At 58.8% G+C, this 13100-nt stretch carries 14 protein-coding genes; 6 read left to right on the top strand and 8 right to left on the bottom strand.

Annotation, left to right across the window (positions count from 1 at the left end; genetic code table 11):
• The first annotated feature begins 223 nt into the window (after nt 1–223).
• From JJL52_RS02030 to JJL52_RS02015, 4 genes are all read left to right on the top strand, one after another.
• Nucleotides 224–658 (top strand): hypothetical protein, encoded by a 435-nt coding sequence (locus JJL52_RS02030; RefSeq protein ID WP_202050710.1) that lies wholly within the window; start codon nt 224–226, stop codon nt 656–658.
• 153 nt (nt 659–811) lie between these two features.
• Nucleotides 812–2482 (top strand): ATP-binding cassette domain-containing protein, encoded by a 1671-nt coding sequence (locus tag JJL52_RS02025; protein ID WP_202050709.1) that lies wholly within the window; start codon nt 812–814, stop codon nt 2480–2482.
• Complete coding sequence (locus tag JJL52_RS02020) at nt 2483–3835, top strand: HlyD family secretion protein (RefSeq protein ID WP_202050708.1); 1353 nt, start codon at nt 2483–2485, stop codon at nt 3833–3835.
• Nucleotides 3832–5241, top strand: a complete 1410-nt coding sequence (locus tag JJL52_RS02015) for a TolC family protein (RefSeq protein ID WP_202050707.1) — start codon at nt 3832–3834, stop codon at nt 5239–5241. The genes JJL52_RS02020 and JJL52_RS02015 overlap by 4 nt, the downstream gene beginning before the upstream one ends.
• A 51-nt stretch (nt 5242–5292) precedes the next feature.
• On the opposite strand, the gene JJL52_RS02010 is transcribed toward JJL52_RS02015, so the two are convergent.
• From JJL52_RS02010 to gshB, 7 genes are read right to left on the bottom strand one after another with little or no spacing between them, the layout of a single operon-like run.
• Nucleotides 5293–6573: a dihydroorotase gene (locus JJL52_RS02010; RefSeq protein ID WP_202050706.1), complete on the bottom strand. Its 1281-nt coding sequence runs from the start codon at nt 6571–6573 to the stop codon at nt 5293–5295.
• Complete coding sequence (locus JJL52_RS02005) at nt 6570–7535, bottom strand: aspartate carbamoyltransferase catalytic subunit (RefSeq protein ID WP_202050705.1); 966 nt, start codon at nt 7533–7535, stop codon at nt 6570–6572. The genes JJL52_RS02010 and JJL52_RS02005 overlap by 4 nt, the downstream gene beginning before the upstream one ends.
• A 3-nt stretch (nt 7536–7538) precedes the next feature.
• Entirely contained in the window at nt 7539–8057 is a 519-nt protein-coding gene (gene pyrR, locus JJL52_RS02000) for a bifunctional pyr operon transcriptional regulator/uracil phosphoribosyltransferase PyrR (protein ID WP_202050704.1), read from the bottom strand.
• Nucleotides 8047–8559, bottom strand: a complete 513-nt coding sequence (ruvX, locus tag JJL52_RS01995) for a Holliday junction resolvase RuvX (protein WP_202050703.1) — start codon at nt 8557–8559, stop codon at nt 8047–8049. Before ruvX ends, pyrR begins: the two co-directional genes overlap by 11 nt.
• Nucleotides 8552–9115: a YqgE/AlgH family protein gene (locus tag JJL52_RS01990; RefSeq protein WP_202050702.1), complete on the bottom strand. Its 564-nt coding sequence runs from the start codon at nt 9113–9115 to the stop codon at nt 8552–8554. Before JJL52_RS01990 ends, ruvX begins: the two co-directional genes overlap by 8 nt.
• Nucleotides 9116–9168: 53 nt before the next feature.
• Complete coding sequence (locus JJL52_RS01985; RefSeq protein WP_236993975.1) at nt 9169–10071, bottom strand: TonB family protein; 903 nt, start codon at nt 10069–10071, stop codon at nt 9169–9171.
• 1 nt (nt 10072) lies between these two features.
• On the bottom strand, nt 10073–11020 hold the full coding sequence (gshB, locus tag JJL52_RS01980) for a glutathione synthase (RefSeq protein WP_202050700.1): 948 nt from the start codon (nt 11018–11020) through the stop codon (nt 10073–10075).
• Between the two features lie 120 nt (nt 11021–11140).
• Here gshB and rpmB point away from each other — a divergent pair, with 120 nt between their 5' ends.
• Both rpmB and rpmG read left to right on the top strand, forming a co-directional pair.
• Nucleotides 11141–11377 carry a 50S ribosomal protein L28 gene (rpmB, locus tag JJL52_RS01975; protein WP_202050699.1) on the top strand — a complete coding sequence of 79 codons (237 nt, stop codon included), beginning with the start codon at nt 11141–11143 and terminating at the stop codon, nt 11375–11377.
• Between the two features lie 11 nt (nt 11378–11388).
• Nucleotides 11389–11544: a 50S ribosomal protein L33 gene (rpmG, locus tag JJL52_RS01970; protein ID WP_005370539.1), complete on the top strand. Its 156-nt coding sequence runs from the start codon at nt 11389–11391 to the stop codon at nt 11542–11544.
• Nucleotides 11545–11612: 68 nt separating this feature from the next.
• On the opposite strand, the gene JJL52_RS01965 is transcribed toward rpmG, so the two are convergent.
• Entirely contained in the window at nt 11613–12923 is a 1311-nt protein-coding gene (locus tag JJL52_RS01965; protein WP_336885026.1) for a cyclic nucleotide-binding domain-containing protein, read from the bottom strand.
• Nucleotides 12924–13100: the final 177 nt, after the last annotated feature.

The raw sequence follows: 13100 nt of genomic DNA, 5'->3' as shown, positions 1-13100 counted from the left end.
CGGCCTGATCGGCTTGTGCGTGAACGGCGAAGCGCATTGCAACGCCACGTTCGACTGCTCCGCATACGACGTCGACGCGATTCATGCGGCGCTGAAAAAACTGAATGTGATCCATTAGGCAGAGGCCGGGGCGCTACCGAGACAGCGTCCGTCGACTACTCCGATCTATCGAAAAACCGATGAGAGAAGACCTGCATTATTGACAACATTGAGGGAAGGAAACATGTTGAACGCTTTTAAGGCATGGCTGACGGGCGCCGCCGGACCTCAGTTCCACAGAACTTCGAGAAAGACGATTTCGGTCGCGGTTTTTCTCGTCATCGCGGCACTGTTCGGCGATACGCTGCTGCTGTTGCTGAAGAAATTTCTGCATGTCCTGGTCGAGATCTTCGAGTCGGTAATGGAACATTTCCTGCAGTCGGTATTCCCTATCTCCCCGCGCCAGGCCGAAATGATCGTGTTCTGGCTCGACCTGCTGATGGCATCCGTTTTGCTCTGGTATCTGCTGAACAAAGCCTATGGCTGGACGAGGCGTGCCTGCGCGGAGTGCCTCCGTCAATGGCGGCGCAAACAGACTTCGGAAAAGTGGCTGACCCTATTCTGGGCCGCGGTAATATTGGGCGCGCTGCTTAAGATCGGGCTGCTGCTTTTCTCTTAAAACGTTCAAGGCGTGATATTTTAACAAGCTTAAGAGTATAAGAAAAAACACCATGACGACATTTATTGAGACAAGCTTGCTCAACCGGACCGGGCCGCCTAAAGCCCAACGGGATGATCTCACTCCCCTCCGCATCCGATGGGAAGCAGGCTTATGACCTCGACGGCAACTCCGCTGCAGCGCCTCCAGCAACTGATCCGGATCGAACGCGAGGACATCGGCACCCTGATCGCCTACGGCGTGGGCATCGGCCTGATGTCGCTCGCGACGCCGGTCGCGGTCCAGGCCTTAGTCAACACGATCGCCTTCGGCGCGCTTTTCCAGCCCCTGCTGGTACTGACGCTGATCCTTCTGGTGCTGGTCGCCTTCAGCAACCTGCTGATCGGCCTGCAGTTTTACGTGGTCGAAATGCTCCAGCGCCGGCTGTTCGTGCGATTTTTCGACCACGCGGCTGCGCGCCTGAAGCAGGCCCATGTTTCGAGCCGGGAACATTATTATCTCCCGGAACTGGCGAACCGTTTCCTGGACGTGGCGACCCTCCAGAAAACCGCTTCGGTGCTGTTGCTGGAAACTCTCGGTTACGTGCTGCAAACCGTGATCGGCATGATCCTGCTCGCGTTCTACCATCCGTTGCTGCTGGCCTTCGACCTGTTCCTGATCGCCGCGCTCTGGGGCATCCTGTTCGTAATGGGCAAAAACGGCCTGACCACCGCGATCGAGCAGTCGAAGGCCAAATACGCCGCGCAGGCCTGGCTCGAAAACATCGCCGCCAATCCGCTGCTCGGCAAAACCTCCAGCGGAAGCGCTTTTCTGAGCGGCCGAACCGACCAGTTGGCCCGTGCCTACCTGGATGCCTGCACGCGGCATTTCCGGGTACTGGCCCGGCAAAACACCGGCGCCTTGGTGCTGCATACGCTCGCGAACACCCTGCTGCTCGGGATGGGCGGCTGGATGGTGATTAATTACCAGCTCAGCCTCGGGCAGTTGATCGCAGCCGAACTGGTCGTCAGCGCGATGATTTACGGGCTGACCCGGCTCGGTAAAACCCTCGAAAGCGTCTACGAAGTTCTGACCAGCATCGACAAGATCGGGCATTTGCTGGACATCCCGCAAGAAAGCGGCCAGGGCATTGCGCCGGAAACGGCGACGGGCCCTTATCGTATCGATATGTATCGGGTTACCTTGCCAGAAAACCCGAACCAGGACCCTTTGCGCGGCCTCGAACTGCATCTGCTCCCCGGCGAGCGGTTGGTCCTGACTGACGGCGCCGACCGGGGCACTTTGCTGGACGTGCTGTTCGGGCTCAAGACGCCTGCGGAGGGCTACGTCTGCCTGAACCACCAGGACCTGCGCGATATGAACCTGGGGCAGTTGCGCGACAGCATCCACCTGGTCCGGGACGCCGAGATTATCGAAGCCTCCATTCTGGACAATGTGCGCCTGGGCAGGGGGCTGGATCTGACGAAGCTCAGAGAGATACTCGCGCAGATCGGCCTGCTCGACACGGTCGCGGCCCTGCCGGAGGGATTCCACACCCGTTTGCTCCCGGACGGCACCCCGCTGACACGGGAACAATGCCTGCGCCTGACGCTGGCTCGCGCGATCGCAGGACGGCCCTGCCTGCTGCTCCTGGACGGCGTGTTCGACCGGATCGATCCGCGTCATTTACCGGGGCTGCTCGATGCGCTGCTGGCGGCGGAAGCGCCGTGGACGCTGGTCGCGACGAGTCGGCATCCCGAAGTGATCGCGCGTTTCGAACGGCGCGCGATGGTCCGGGAAGGTGCGCTTACCGAAACCGATGCGACAAGACCCGGAGCAGTCTAAATGACGGACAGAAATACTTATCCGGATTCATCGCTCAGCCCGCTCGCGCTCGCGGAGACTTCGCCGCTGGCGCGCCGCATCGCCCGTTCGCTGGCCGTGCTGTTCCTGTTTCTGCTGGTGCTGCTGGCATTCACACCCTGGCAACAGAACGTGCGCGGCATCGGCCGCGTGGTCGCCTATGCCCCGACCGAACGCCAGCAGGTGATCTCCGCGACGGTCGAAGGCCGCGTCTCGCGCTGGCTGGTCAGGGAAGGCACGCCGGTCAAACAGGGGCAAGTCCTGGCGGAAGTGCGCGATAACGACCCGCTGTTTCTCGAACGATTGAAGATCGAAAAAGAAACCCTGCTCGCGCGGCAGGCGGCAATCGAAAGCCGCGTCGCGACGATGCGCGAGCAGGTCAGAATGGCCGAGCAGGCAAGGCCCCAGGCCCTGGCCGCCGCCGAGGCGCGCATCGACATGGCGCGCGAACGCTACCAGGCGGCCGGTTACGCGCTCGAGGCGTCCAGGGCGGCGCGCGAGACCGCCCGTCTGAACCTGGCCCGCCAGCAGCAATTGCGCGGCAAAGGCCTGGCCTCGCAACGGACGCTGGAGCTGTCCCGGCAGGAAATGGCTTTCCGGGACACGGAGGTCGAGCGCGGCCAGGCGATGCTGCGGTCGGCGAAAAACGAGATCGAAGCCCTAACCTCGGACAGGCGGAAGCTGACTGCAGACACGACCGCCGCGATCGAGAAAAACCGGGCCGATCTAAACAAGGCGATCGAAGACCAGAATTACGTGAAGGCCGATCTGCTGAAACTCGAAACCCGCCTCGCGCGCCAGCTCACGCAGACGGTCACCGCGCCGCGCGACGGGATCATCCTGCGCCTTTTAGCGAATCCGGACGCCGAAATGATCAAGCCCGGTCAGCCGCTTGCGATCCTGATCCCGGACACCGCCGAATGCGCGGTCGAGCTCTGGGTGGACGGCAACGACCTGCCGCTGATCGTAAACAATAGCCGGGTCCGGCTGCAGTTCGAGGGTTATCCTGCGATCCAGTTCGGCGGCTGGCCGGAGTTTTCGGTGGGTTCGTTCGGCGGGCGGGTCGCGCTGATCGACGCCACCGACGACGGCAAGGGCCATTTCCGGATTCTGGTCACGCCCGACCCGGACGATATCGACTGGCCCGGCGTGCGCTTTTTGCGCCAGGGCGTCCGCGTGAACGGCTGGGTACTGCTCGGCCAGGTCACTCTCGGCTACGAGCTGTGGCGGATCTTCAACGGCTTCCCGCCGCTGATCCTGCCCGAGACCGGCATGATCGACAAGCCGAAGGACGACGGGAAAAATTCAGGGAGCGAGGAGAAGAAAGACGTATGAAAAAATGTCTGACGCTCCTCCTCGCCTTGACGCTCTGCGGACCGGCCGCGGCGACCTCGGAACCGCCTCATCCGTTGATGCTGGACGAAGTGCTCGACGCGGCCCTGAAGGCCTTCCCCGGCCTGCTGGCCGCCGAACAGCGCAAGCAGGCGGCGGCCGGCGAATATCAAACCGCCGAGGGCGGCTTCGATACGACGCTGAAACTGCAGAACCGCTGGTCGGTCGCGGGCATTTACGAAAACCAGAATTACGACGTGAATATCGAACAGCCGACCCCGTTCGGCGGTACCACCTTTTTCGGGGGCTGGCGGCGCGGCACCGGCGATTACCCGGTATACAAGGGCAAAAGCAAGACCGCCGAGGGCGGTGAAGTCCGGATCGGCGTGAACATTCCGCTCTGGCGCAACCGCGAGATCGACCGTCGCCGGGCGAGCCTGCAGCAGGCCGAACTGGGGCAGCTGATCGCAAGCCACGAATACGACCAGGCCCTGCTGGAGTTGCGCCGGCTTGCGACCCACCGCTACTGGGACTGGGTGCTCGCCGGCCAGCGCTTACGGATCACCGAGCGCCTGCTGGCAATCGCCGAACAACGCAACGACGGCATACTCGAACGGGTGAAAGCGGGCGACATTCCCGAGTTCGAAGCGCTGGACAACCAGCGCGCGATCATCGAGCGCCGCGAGCGCAGAGTCGCGGCTCAGCGCCTGCTGGAGCAAAGCGCGATCCAATTGTCGCTCTACCTGCGCGGCACGGACGGCGAACCCTTGCTGCCCGACAGCGGACAGCTGCCGCCGGGTTTTCCCGAGCAGGAACCTGCGGTCGAAACGGATCTCGCCGAGAACGTGCAAGTCGCCCAAACCCAGCGGCCGGAGCTGAAGCGGATGGGCCTGCAGAGCCGCCAAACCGAGATCGAACGGGACCTGCAGAACAATCAGCGCGCGCCCGGCGTCGACCTTTCCGTCGTCGGCGCACAGGACATGGGACAAAGCAAGGACAAGCTCAACCGGGACGAGCTTTACATCGGACTGAACGTCGACATTCCGCTGCAGCAGCGCGTTGCCGGCGGGCGGGCGCAGGTCGCCGCCGCCAACCTGCAGCGGCTGAAATGGGAACGCCGGCTGCTGGAAGACCGGGTCGCCGCCGAAGTCAGGGACGTGTTATCCGCCATTGCCGCGGCGCGGCAGCGGGTCGCGCTGAGCAGGAATCAGCAGAAGGCCGCACGCCAACTCGAGGAAGGCGAGCAGAGCCGGTTCGATCTCGGCGAAAGCACCCTGCTGGTCGTCAATCTACGCGAGATGGCGCACGGCGATGCGGCGCTGGCGGCCGCCGAAGCCGCCAGCGCCTTGTTCAAGGCCCATGCCGATTATCAGGCAGTGCTCGGGAATCAAATCAGGCTGCCGGAATAAGGCTGCCGAAGTCAGACCGGACCGGCTCGCCCGGCCTTAACGGCCGCGATCCTAAGCGGTGGGATGGATCAAACAGCCTGCCTGCACGGTATGGGTGACCCGGCCTTTCATCGTCTGCCCCCAAAACGGCGTATTGACGCCCCGGCTTTTCCAGTTGGCCGCCTCGATTGTCCAGGTTTCAGCCGGGTCGAAGATGCACACGTCAGCCTGCAGGCCCGGCGTCAGCGCGCCGCGCTTGAGGCCCAGTATCTGCGCCGGCTTTGAGGTCAGTGCCGCAATGCCTTCGAACAGGGTCAGCGCACCGTCGTCGGCCAGTTTGAGCAACAGCGGCAGCACCGTTTCCAGCGCGGAAATGCCCGGCTCGGTTTCCGGAAAGGCGCCGAGTTTGGCGTCGAGGTCATGCGGCTGATGATCCGAAACGATCGCGTCGATCGTGCCGGCCGCAAGGCCCGTCCGCAAATACTGCTTGTCGGCCTCGGTACGGAGCGGCGGCAGCACATGGTAGGCGCTGTCGAACGGGATCATGTCGTTTTCGGTCAGATGCAGCTGATGCATCGCCACGTCGGCGGTGACCCGCAAGCCGTCGTTCCTGGCCTGCTGGATCTTGATCACCGAGCGCTTGCAGCTGAGCTGCCCGAAATGAATCCGGCAGCCGGTCAATTCGGCCAGTTCGAGGCACTGCGCCAGCGCAATCGTTTCGGCCGCCTCCGGTATGCTCGGCAGGCCGTAGCGGGTCGCCAACATGCCTTCGTGCGCGCAGCCGTTGTTGCCGAGCCAGGAATCGTTGGGCCGGAATATCAGCAGCAAATCGTGGCTCGCGGCATATTCCATCGCCCGCCGCAGAATCAGCAGATTCTTGACCGGCCGGTTCGCATGCCCGACCGCGATACAGCCGGCCCGCTGCAAAGACAGCATCGAGCTGAGTTCGATCCCTTCGAGCTTTTGCGTCAATGCGGCGATCGGATGGATCTGCGGATAACCGGCTTTTTCGGCCAGTTCCCGTACCAGCTCCGCAACGGCCGGCGTATCGATTACCGGCACCGTATCCGGCTGCAGGCACAGGGTCGTAAAGCCGGCCTTGGCCGCTGCGCGGGTTTCGCTCTTGAATGTTCCCTTGCGGCTTTGTCCCGGTTCGCGCAAACGGGTGCTCAGATCGATGAAGCCGGGGCAGACGATTTGTCCGGCCGCGTCGATGGTAAAGCCCGCGTCGAAACCGTCGGGCCTGGCGGCAACCGAAAGGATCTTGCCGTCCGCAATGTAAACGTCGCCGGTCCGGTCGATGCCGTTGGCCGGATCGATCAGGCGTCCGCCCGTAATTTGTATTTTGTTCATACGCTGACTCCGTGCGGATGCATCACCATCGCCATCACCGCCATGCGGACCGCAATGCCGTTGCTGACCTGTTGCAATATCACCGACTGCGGGCCGTCGGCGACCTTCGAGTCGATCTCGACGCCGCGGTTGATCGGCCCCGGATGCATCACGATCGCATCGGGCTTCGCGTATTTCAATTTGTCCTCGGTCAGGCCGAAACATTTGAAATATTCGCTCTCGCTGGGCAGGAGGGCAGAACTCATCCGTTCTTTCTGCAGGCGCAGCATGATCACCACGTCTACGTCGTTCAGGCCGTTTTTCAGGTCGTGGAATACCTTCACGCCGAGCGTCTCGACATAGGCCGGCAGCAACGTTTTCGGTGCAATCACCCGGACCTCGGCGGCGCCCAGCGTATTCAGGGCAATGATTTCGGAACGGGCGACCCGCGAATGCAGAATGTCGCCGATGATCGCGACCTTCAGCGGCGCGAAGTCCTGCTTGATTCGGCGAATCGTGAACATGTCCAGCATCGCCTGGGTCGGGTGCGCATGCTGGCCGTCGCCGGCGTTGATCACGCCGATGTGCGGCGCAACCTGCTGGGCAATGAAATGGGCCGCTCCGCTCAGCGCATGGCGGACGACGAACATGTCGACGAACATCGCCTCCAGATTGCGGATCGTATCGAGCAGGCTCTCGCCTTTCGAAGTGGCCGAAGTCGCGATATTGATGCTGAGCACGTCGGCCGACAGGCGCTTCGCCGCCAGTTCGAAGGTGGTCCGGGTACGCGTGCTGTTTTCGAAAAATAGGTTCACGATCGTCTTGCCGCGCAGGATCGGCACTTTCTTGACCTGCTGGTCGGACATGCCGGCAAACGACTCGGCCATGTCGAGAATTTCGGTCAACAGCGACTTATCCAGCCCTTCGATCGTCAGGAAATGCTTTAACTTGCCTTCCGGGGTCAGTTGCAGATTGCCGGCCATGAGTTAAGCGGCTCCTTTGACACACTCGATATGCACACCCAACGGTTCGGGACCGGTCAGCTTGATGCGCTGTCCCGGATTCAGTTCGATCCGGATCCCGACGCAATCCGGCGCGATCGGAATCTGCTTGCCGTCGCGCTTGATCAGCACAGCCAGCACGACCTGGTTCGGCCGCCCGTAATCGAAGATCTCGTTCAACGCCGCGCGGATCGTCCGACCGGTGTAAAACACGTCGTCGACCAGAATGATGTCGCGGCCTTCGAGCTGTGCCGGCAATTGGCTCGGCTTCACCTTCGGGTTCATTCCAATCTGCGAAAAATCGTCGCGGTAGAAAGAAATGTCAAGGAGTCCCAAAGGCTCCGAAATGTGGAGTTTCCGGTGCAGGCGCTCGGCGATCCAGACGCCGCCGGTGCGAATCCCGATCATCAGGGGATTATTCAATTTACGCTCGGCAATGAGCGCTTTAAGCTGGTCGGCCAGGCGGTCGATCAGCTCCGGAATATCGATGTGGTTAGGATTCATTTTCTCGATGGCTGTGGCCGTTAAGCCAGGTTTGCAAAATAAGCTGCGCGGCCAATTGGTCCTGGACTTCCCAGAGTTTGGTAGCCCTCACGCTGACCTCGTCGAACAGCAGCTGTTTCGCCTCGAAGGTCGACAAGGTCTCGTCCTGCCGGTAAACGGGCAGGCCGAATCGGCCTTCCAGCTGCCGGCAGAATTTTAGCATACGCGGCGTGACGGGATTATCGCTGCCGTCCGCCTGCCGCGAAATGCCGACGACCAACCCCGCGGGATGCCATGACTGGATCAGTTCGGCAATCCCTTTCCAGTTCGGCTGTTGATTCACCGCTCTGAGCGTCTGCAACGGACTTGCGGTCAACGTGGCCGTTTGTCCGACCGCTGCGCCGATCTTCTTGGTCCCGAAGTCGAAGCCCAGATAAGTATCGCCGGCACTTTTCGATGCCAGCGGGTCCTTATATTCGGATATCTTCGGTTTGCCGGAAAGCCTGGAGGGAGCCTCAGCCATGTCCGGCCGGCATCGTCAGCTGGTTGATGTCGATACCGATCTGCCCGGCTGCGGCCGCCCAGCGCATATTGATCGGTAGGTCGAATAAGACCTTGGTGCCGAACGGGGAATTGAGCCAGGAATTTTCCTTGATTTCCCTTTCCAGCTGGCCTTCGCCCCAGCCGGCGTAACCGAGCGCGACCAGATAGTGTTCCGGCCCTTCGCCGACCGCAATCGCCTCGATTACGTCGCGCGAGGTGGTCAGCGAAATCGTATCGGAGACCGGCAGTGTCGCGTCCCATTGCCCGCAGGCCGTATGCACGACAAAGCCGCGGTCCTGCTGCACCGGCCCGCCCGCATAAATCGGCGCCTCGGCAGCCCCTTCGGAAGTCACGCGAATATCCATCTGCTTGAAGATTTCGCTGAGCTTCATTCCGGTCGAACGGTTGATCACGATGCCCAAAGCGCCTTCCTGATTATGTTGGCACATGTAAGTGACGGTATGAAAAAAATTGGGATCGGCCAGATTCGGCATCGCGATGATGAATTGATTGTTCAAATAAGTTGCTTCGTTCATGGCTATCACTCTATCTAAGGTTACTGGACAAACCGCACCTGTTTAACGTGTCTTTAACGCGTCGTAATGCCCGACTCATCGGAGAATTTCCATACCCGGGTAATCACCAGCACATTCAACTCCTTCAACAAATCCTGGGGCAAAGGAGCGAACGGGGCGCTCATCCGGACGATATTCTTGGCCGCTTCGTCCAGCTCCGGAATTCCCGAGGATTTATTGATCCGGATACTGTAGATGCTGCCGTCGGCATTAATGCCTACATCCATTGTCAATGTAGCCGAAAAATTCCGTTTCGAAGCGACTTCGGGATAATTGCGGTTTCCCATCCTTTCGACCTTGTTTTCCCAATCTTTCAGGTACTGCGCCGCCAGATATTTATGCGCACTGACCATGCTGACGAACTTGATCTTGCTTTGCTCGCCGCTCAGCTGGCTGTCGCGGATTTCGGTACCCAGCTGAGTGATCTGTTCCTGCAGCGCCTCCGCCGTCAGAATCGGATGACGGCGCTGCTCGACGACAGGCTCTTTCTCGGGCGCCGGTTTCACGGCCGCCTCGGCGACCTTTTTCTCGGCCTTCTGCTGGGTCAGAACTTTTTTCTGAACCTTGGGCTTGGGATGACTCTGCTGCGGTTCCGGCTCGGCCCTTGCCAGATGCTTGCTTTGAGGGGTATTGCCCTCATTTGCGATTTTCTGGGCTTGCGGTTTCGGTTTGATGTCCTGTTGCCCGGCTCCGACCTGATTTTCCTGCGCCAGCATTTTCGCCTGTTTGGGCGCTTTCTTGGCTGGCGTATCGACCAGCGTAATCTCGATCGAACGCTTGAATTCTTCGGGTTTTGGAGCCGAAAAATCAACCCCCAAAATAAGCAGGATATGCAGGGCCGCTGCGACGAATAAAAAAACCAGAATCGTATCGTTACCCGATGATACCGTGGGCTCGAACAAGGTGCGGCTCGTCATCTCAGGCGATTGCATTCTCGATATGGTCCATCAGCATTCCGGCGATATTCAGCCCGAATTCGCGGTCCAGCTCCTGCACGCAGGTCGGGCTGGTCACGTTGATTTCGGTCAGGGTGTCGCCGATCACATCGATACCGGCGAAGACCAAGCCTTTTTCCCGCAAAGTCGGACCCACCTGTCCGGCGATCCACCAATCGCGTTCGGTCAATGGCCGGCCCTCGGCGCGGCCGCCGGCCGCGAGATTGCCGCGCGTTTCGCCGGGCGCCGGAATCCGGGCCAGCGCATACGGCACCGCTTCGCCGTTGACCAGCAAAATGCGCTTATCGCCGTCGACGATTTCGGGCAAGTATTTTTGCGCCATCACGTAGCGGGTATTATATCGCGTCATCGTTTCCAGTATCACGCTCAGGTTGGGGTCGCTCCGGCGCAAGCGGAATATGGAAGTGCCGCCCATACCGTCCAGCGGTTTCAGAATAATTTCCTCCTGCTCGCACAGAAAATGACGAATCCGTTCGGGCTCTCTCGCCACCAAGGTTTCGGCGCAGCATTGCGGAAACCAGGCGGTGAACAACTTCTCGTTCGCATCACGTAGCGATTGCGGTTTGTTCACGACATAGACCCCCAAATTTTCCGCACGTTCCAGAAGGTAGGTCGCATAAATGTATTCCTGGTCGAATGGCGGGTCCTTGCGCATCAGGATCACGTCGAGCTGGTCCAGCGGTATATCCTGCTCGAGATGGAATTCGAACCAGCGCTGCGGGTCCCGCTGTACGGTTAACGTGCGGGTTCGCGCATAAGCCCGGCCGTTACGCAGGTAAAGATCGTTCAATTCCATGTAATGAAGCTCCCAGCCCCTGGCCTGCGCTTCGAGCAGCATCGCAAAGCTGGTGTCTTTTTTGATATTGATCTTCTGGATGGAATCCATCACCATGCCGAGCTTGATTGACATCGTTTTCCTTGTTCGTTGGCTTGAAACATCCGGTTTATTTTATCGGGAGTTATTTACCTTGAAAAGAAATTTTGGTATAAAGTTAGATTAACTTTGAACCAAGGCATATTGAGGGTAATCATGTCCAGAGTCTGTCAAGTAACCGGCAAACACCCGGTTACCGGAAACAACGTTTCCCACGCAAACAACAAAACCAACCGCCGTTTTTTGCCTAATCTGCAGCATCACAGATTCTGGGTGGAAAGCGAAAACCGCTGGGTTCGCCTGAGAATTTCGGCCAAAGGCATGCGGATCATCGATAAAAAAGGCATCGACGCGGTATTGGCCGACCTGCGCAGCCGTGGCGAGAAAGTGTAAGGAGATAGGAAATGCGCGATAAAATCAAATTAGTTTCTACCGAAGGCACCGGTCATTTCTATACCACGACCAAAAACAAGAGAACGATGCCCGAAAAGATGGAAATCAAAAAATTCGATCCGGTGGTCCGCAAGCACGTGATCTATAAAGAAGCGAAAATCAAATAAGCCGCTTTCCGCTTCCGCTCCCGGGCTTGGCCGGGAGCTTGTTGCCCCCGGTTTCGTCCGGGCGGTTTTTACGTGTTGTTTTTGAGTTTCTGGAGCATGTGTTTTAATTGCTCGAAATGCCTGGACAGCGTCGCAAAACGATCTTCGATCTGTTTCTTTTCCTCATCCAGTTTGCTGCATCTGTCATTCAGCTGCTTGACCGTACGGCGCAGCATTTCATTTTCCTTTTTGAGCTTTAGAAACTGTTCATTCGGGGTGGCGCCGGCATCCCGTTCCTCCGGCATCGGACTGCTTTCCTCTACTTGAAAAGGCACCTCGGCCTTCGTCTCGCTCCGGCTTTCGACTGACTCTTCCTTGGATGCTTCGACTACGGTTTCCATTCCTCCTTTCAGGATGAATGCCTTAAACCGGTGCTTCAACAGAAAAAAAGCCCCCGCCTCGCTGATGCGTCCGTTACGGCACACCACGATTACCGGTTTGTCCCGATTCAAACTTTTAAGCTGCATCCGTAAAGAAAAAAACTGCACATTGACGCTGCCTTCGATATGGCCCTGCTCGAATTCGTCCAACGGCCGAAGATCCAGCACAGCAGCGCCCTCATCCCGCAACGCCGCCACCTCCTCGTAGCTGACGAAAACCAAAGAAGGCTTTTTGATCAGGGCGACGAACCGGTTCTTGTCCAGACGCAATACGGTCACATCGGTCAAGGCTGTCACCGAAACCGTCCGCGGCGCACCGCTAATCAATGCATCCTCGCCGAAAATCTCGCCTTTTTCGAGCACGGCGAGCCGAATAGATTTCGAGATCGGCGTCGGCTTCCGCGAAATCTCGCATTGGCCGCTTTTCAAAAAATAAAAGTAATCCCCCTCGGCGCCCTGCTCGATGATCACCTCTCCCTTGACCACCGCCACCTCTTCCAAGGCAAGCAGGATTTTCTGCAAATTAGCCGGAGGCAACCGCTGAAAAATCGGTAATTTCAGCAGTATCGTCATCCAGTCACCCGAGTTTTCGTCAATTTCCTCTTCAACCACCACCATTTCGCTCTCTTCCTTATATTCCAGCGCCGGAGGATTATTGGCCTTTTCCGCATCCACCCTGACGAACCGGACTACGCCCTTAGCGAACGCATCGATCTTTCTCGGCAATTGATGCGCCAGGGCAAACTTGGCAGACTCGTGTGCGGACGAAACCACTTCGATGACTAATCCTTCAGCCTGCAGCACCACTTCGCCTTCAAGCAGGTAGAATAAATCGTTTTTGGTATCGCCTTTTTTAAATAGCAAGGCATCCCTGATTTCTTCTACCGTGATTTCATTGCACAAGTCATTAAATAATGGCCCCGGCAAGGTCGCCAAAGGAACCAGTTTTCGAATGCGCACGGCATCCTCTGAATTTACATCTACCGCCATAAGCCCATTAAATGCGATTAGCAGCATTCGCGCAGGACTCGAATCAGACCGCCCGTTTAAATCCTGCCGGAATACCGAAAAAATAGCACGCCGCACCGAAACAATAAAGTTTTTATTATGCGAAAGACTCCATATTTCGGCCTTGTT

The sequence above is a fragment of the Candidatus Methylomicrobium oryzae genome (assembly GCF_016745425.1).
Taxonomy (GTDB): Bacteria; Pseudomonadota; Gammaproteobacteria; order Methylococcales; family Methylomonadaceae; genus Methylomicrobium; species Methylomicrobium oryzae.
This window is presented reverse-complemented; position numbering and strand designations above follow the sequence as displayed.

Excerpts from the sequence above, each read along its gene's own strand:
- JJL52_RS01990 (WP_202050702.1), bottom strand. The coding sequence starts at position 9,115 with ATGAACGAAGCAACTTATTTGAACAATCAATTCATCATCGCGATGCCG.
- JJL52_RS02030 (WP_202050710.1), top strand. The coding sequence starts at position 224 with ATGTTGAACGCTTTTAAGGCATGGCTGACGGGCGCCGCCGGACCTCAG.
- JJL52_RS02015 (WP_202050707.1), top strand. The coding sequence starts at position 3,832 with ATGAAAAAATGTCTGACGCTCCTCCTCGCCTTGACGCTCTGCGGACCG.
- pyrR (WP_202050704.1), bottom strand. The coding sequence starts at position 8,057 with ATGAATCCTAACCACATCGATATTCCGGAGCTGATCGACCGCCTGGCC.
- rpmG (WP_005370539.1), top strand. The coding sequence starts at position 11,389 with ATGCGCGATAAAATCAAATTAGTTTCTACCGAAGGCACCGGTCATTTC.
- JJL52_RS02025 (WP_202050709.1), top strand. The coding sequence starts at position 812 with ATGACCTCGACGGCAACTCCGCTGCAGCGCCTCCAGCAACTGATCCGG.
- JJL52_RS02005 (WP_202050705.1), bottom strand. The coding sequence starts at position 7,535 with ATGGCCGGCAATCTGCAACTGACCCCGGAAGGCAAGTTAAAGCATTTC.
- rpmB (WP_202050699.1), top strand. The coding sequence starts at position 11,141 with ATGTCCAGAGTCTGTCAAGTAACCGGCAAACACCCGGTTACCGGAAAC.
- JJL52_RS01985 (WP_236993975.1), bottom strand. The coding sequence starts at position 10,071 with ATGACGAGCCGCACCTTGTTCGAGCCCACGGTATCATCGGGTAACGAT.
- JJL52_RS02020 (WP_202050708.1), top strand. The coding sequence starts at position 2,483 with ATGACGGACAGAAATACTTATCCGGATTCATCGCTCAGCCCGCTCGCG.
- JJL52_RS02010 (WP_202050706.1), bottom strand. The coding sequence starts at position 6,573 with ATGAACAAAATACAAATTACGGGCGGACGCCTGATCGATCCGGCCAAC.
- ruvX (WP_202050703.1), bottom strand. The coding sequence starts at position 8,559 with ATGGCTGAGGCTCCCTCCAGGCTTTCCGGCAAACCGAAGATATCCGAA.
- gshB (WP_202050700.1), bottom strand. The coding sequence starts at position 11,020 with ATGTCAATCAAGCTCGGCATGGTGATGGATTCCATCCAGAAGATCAAT.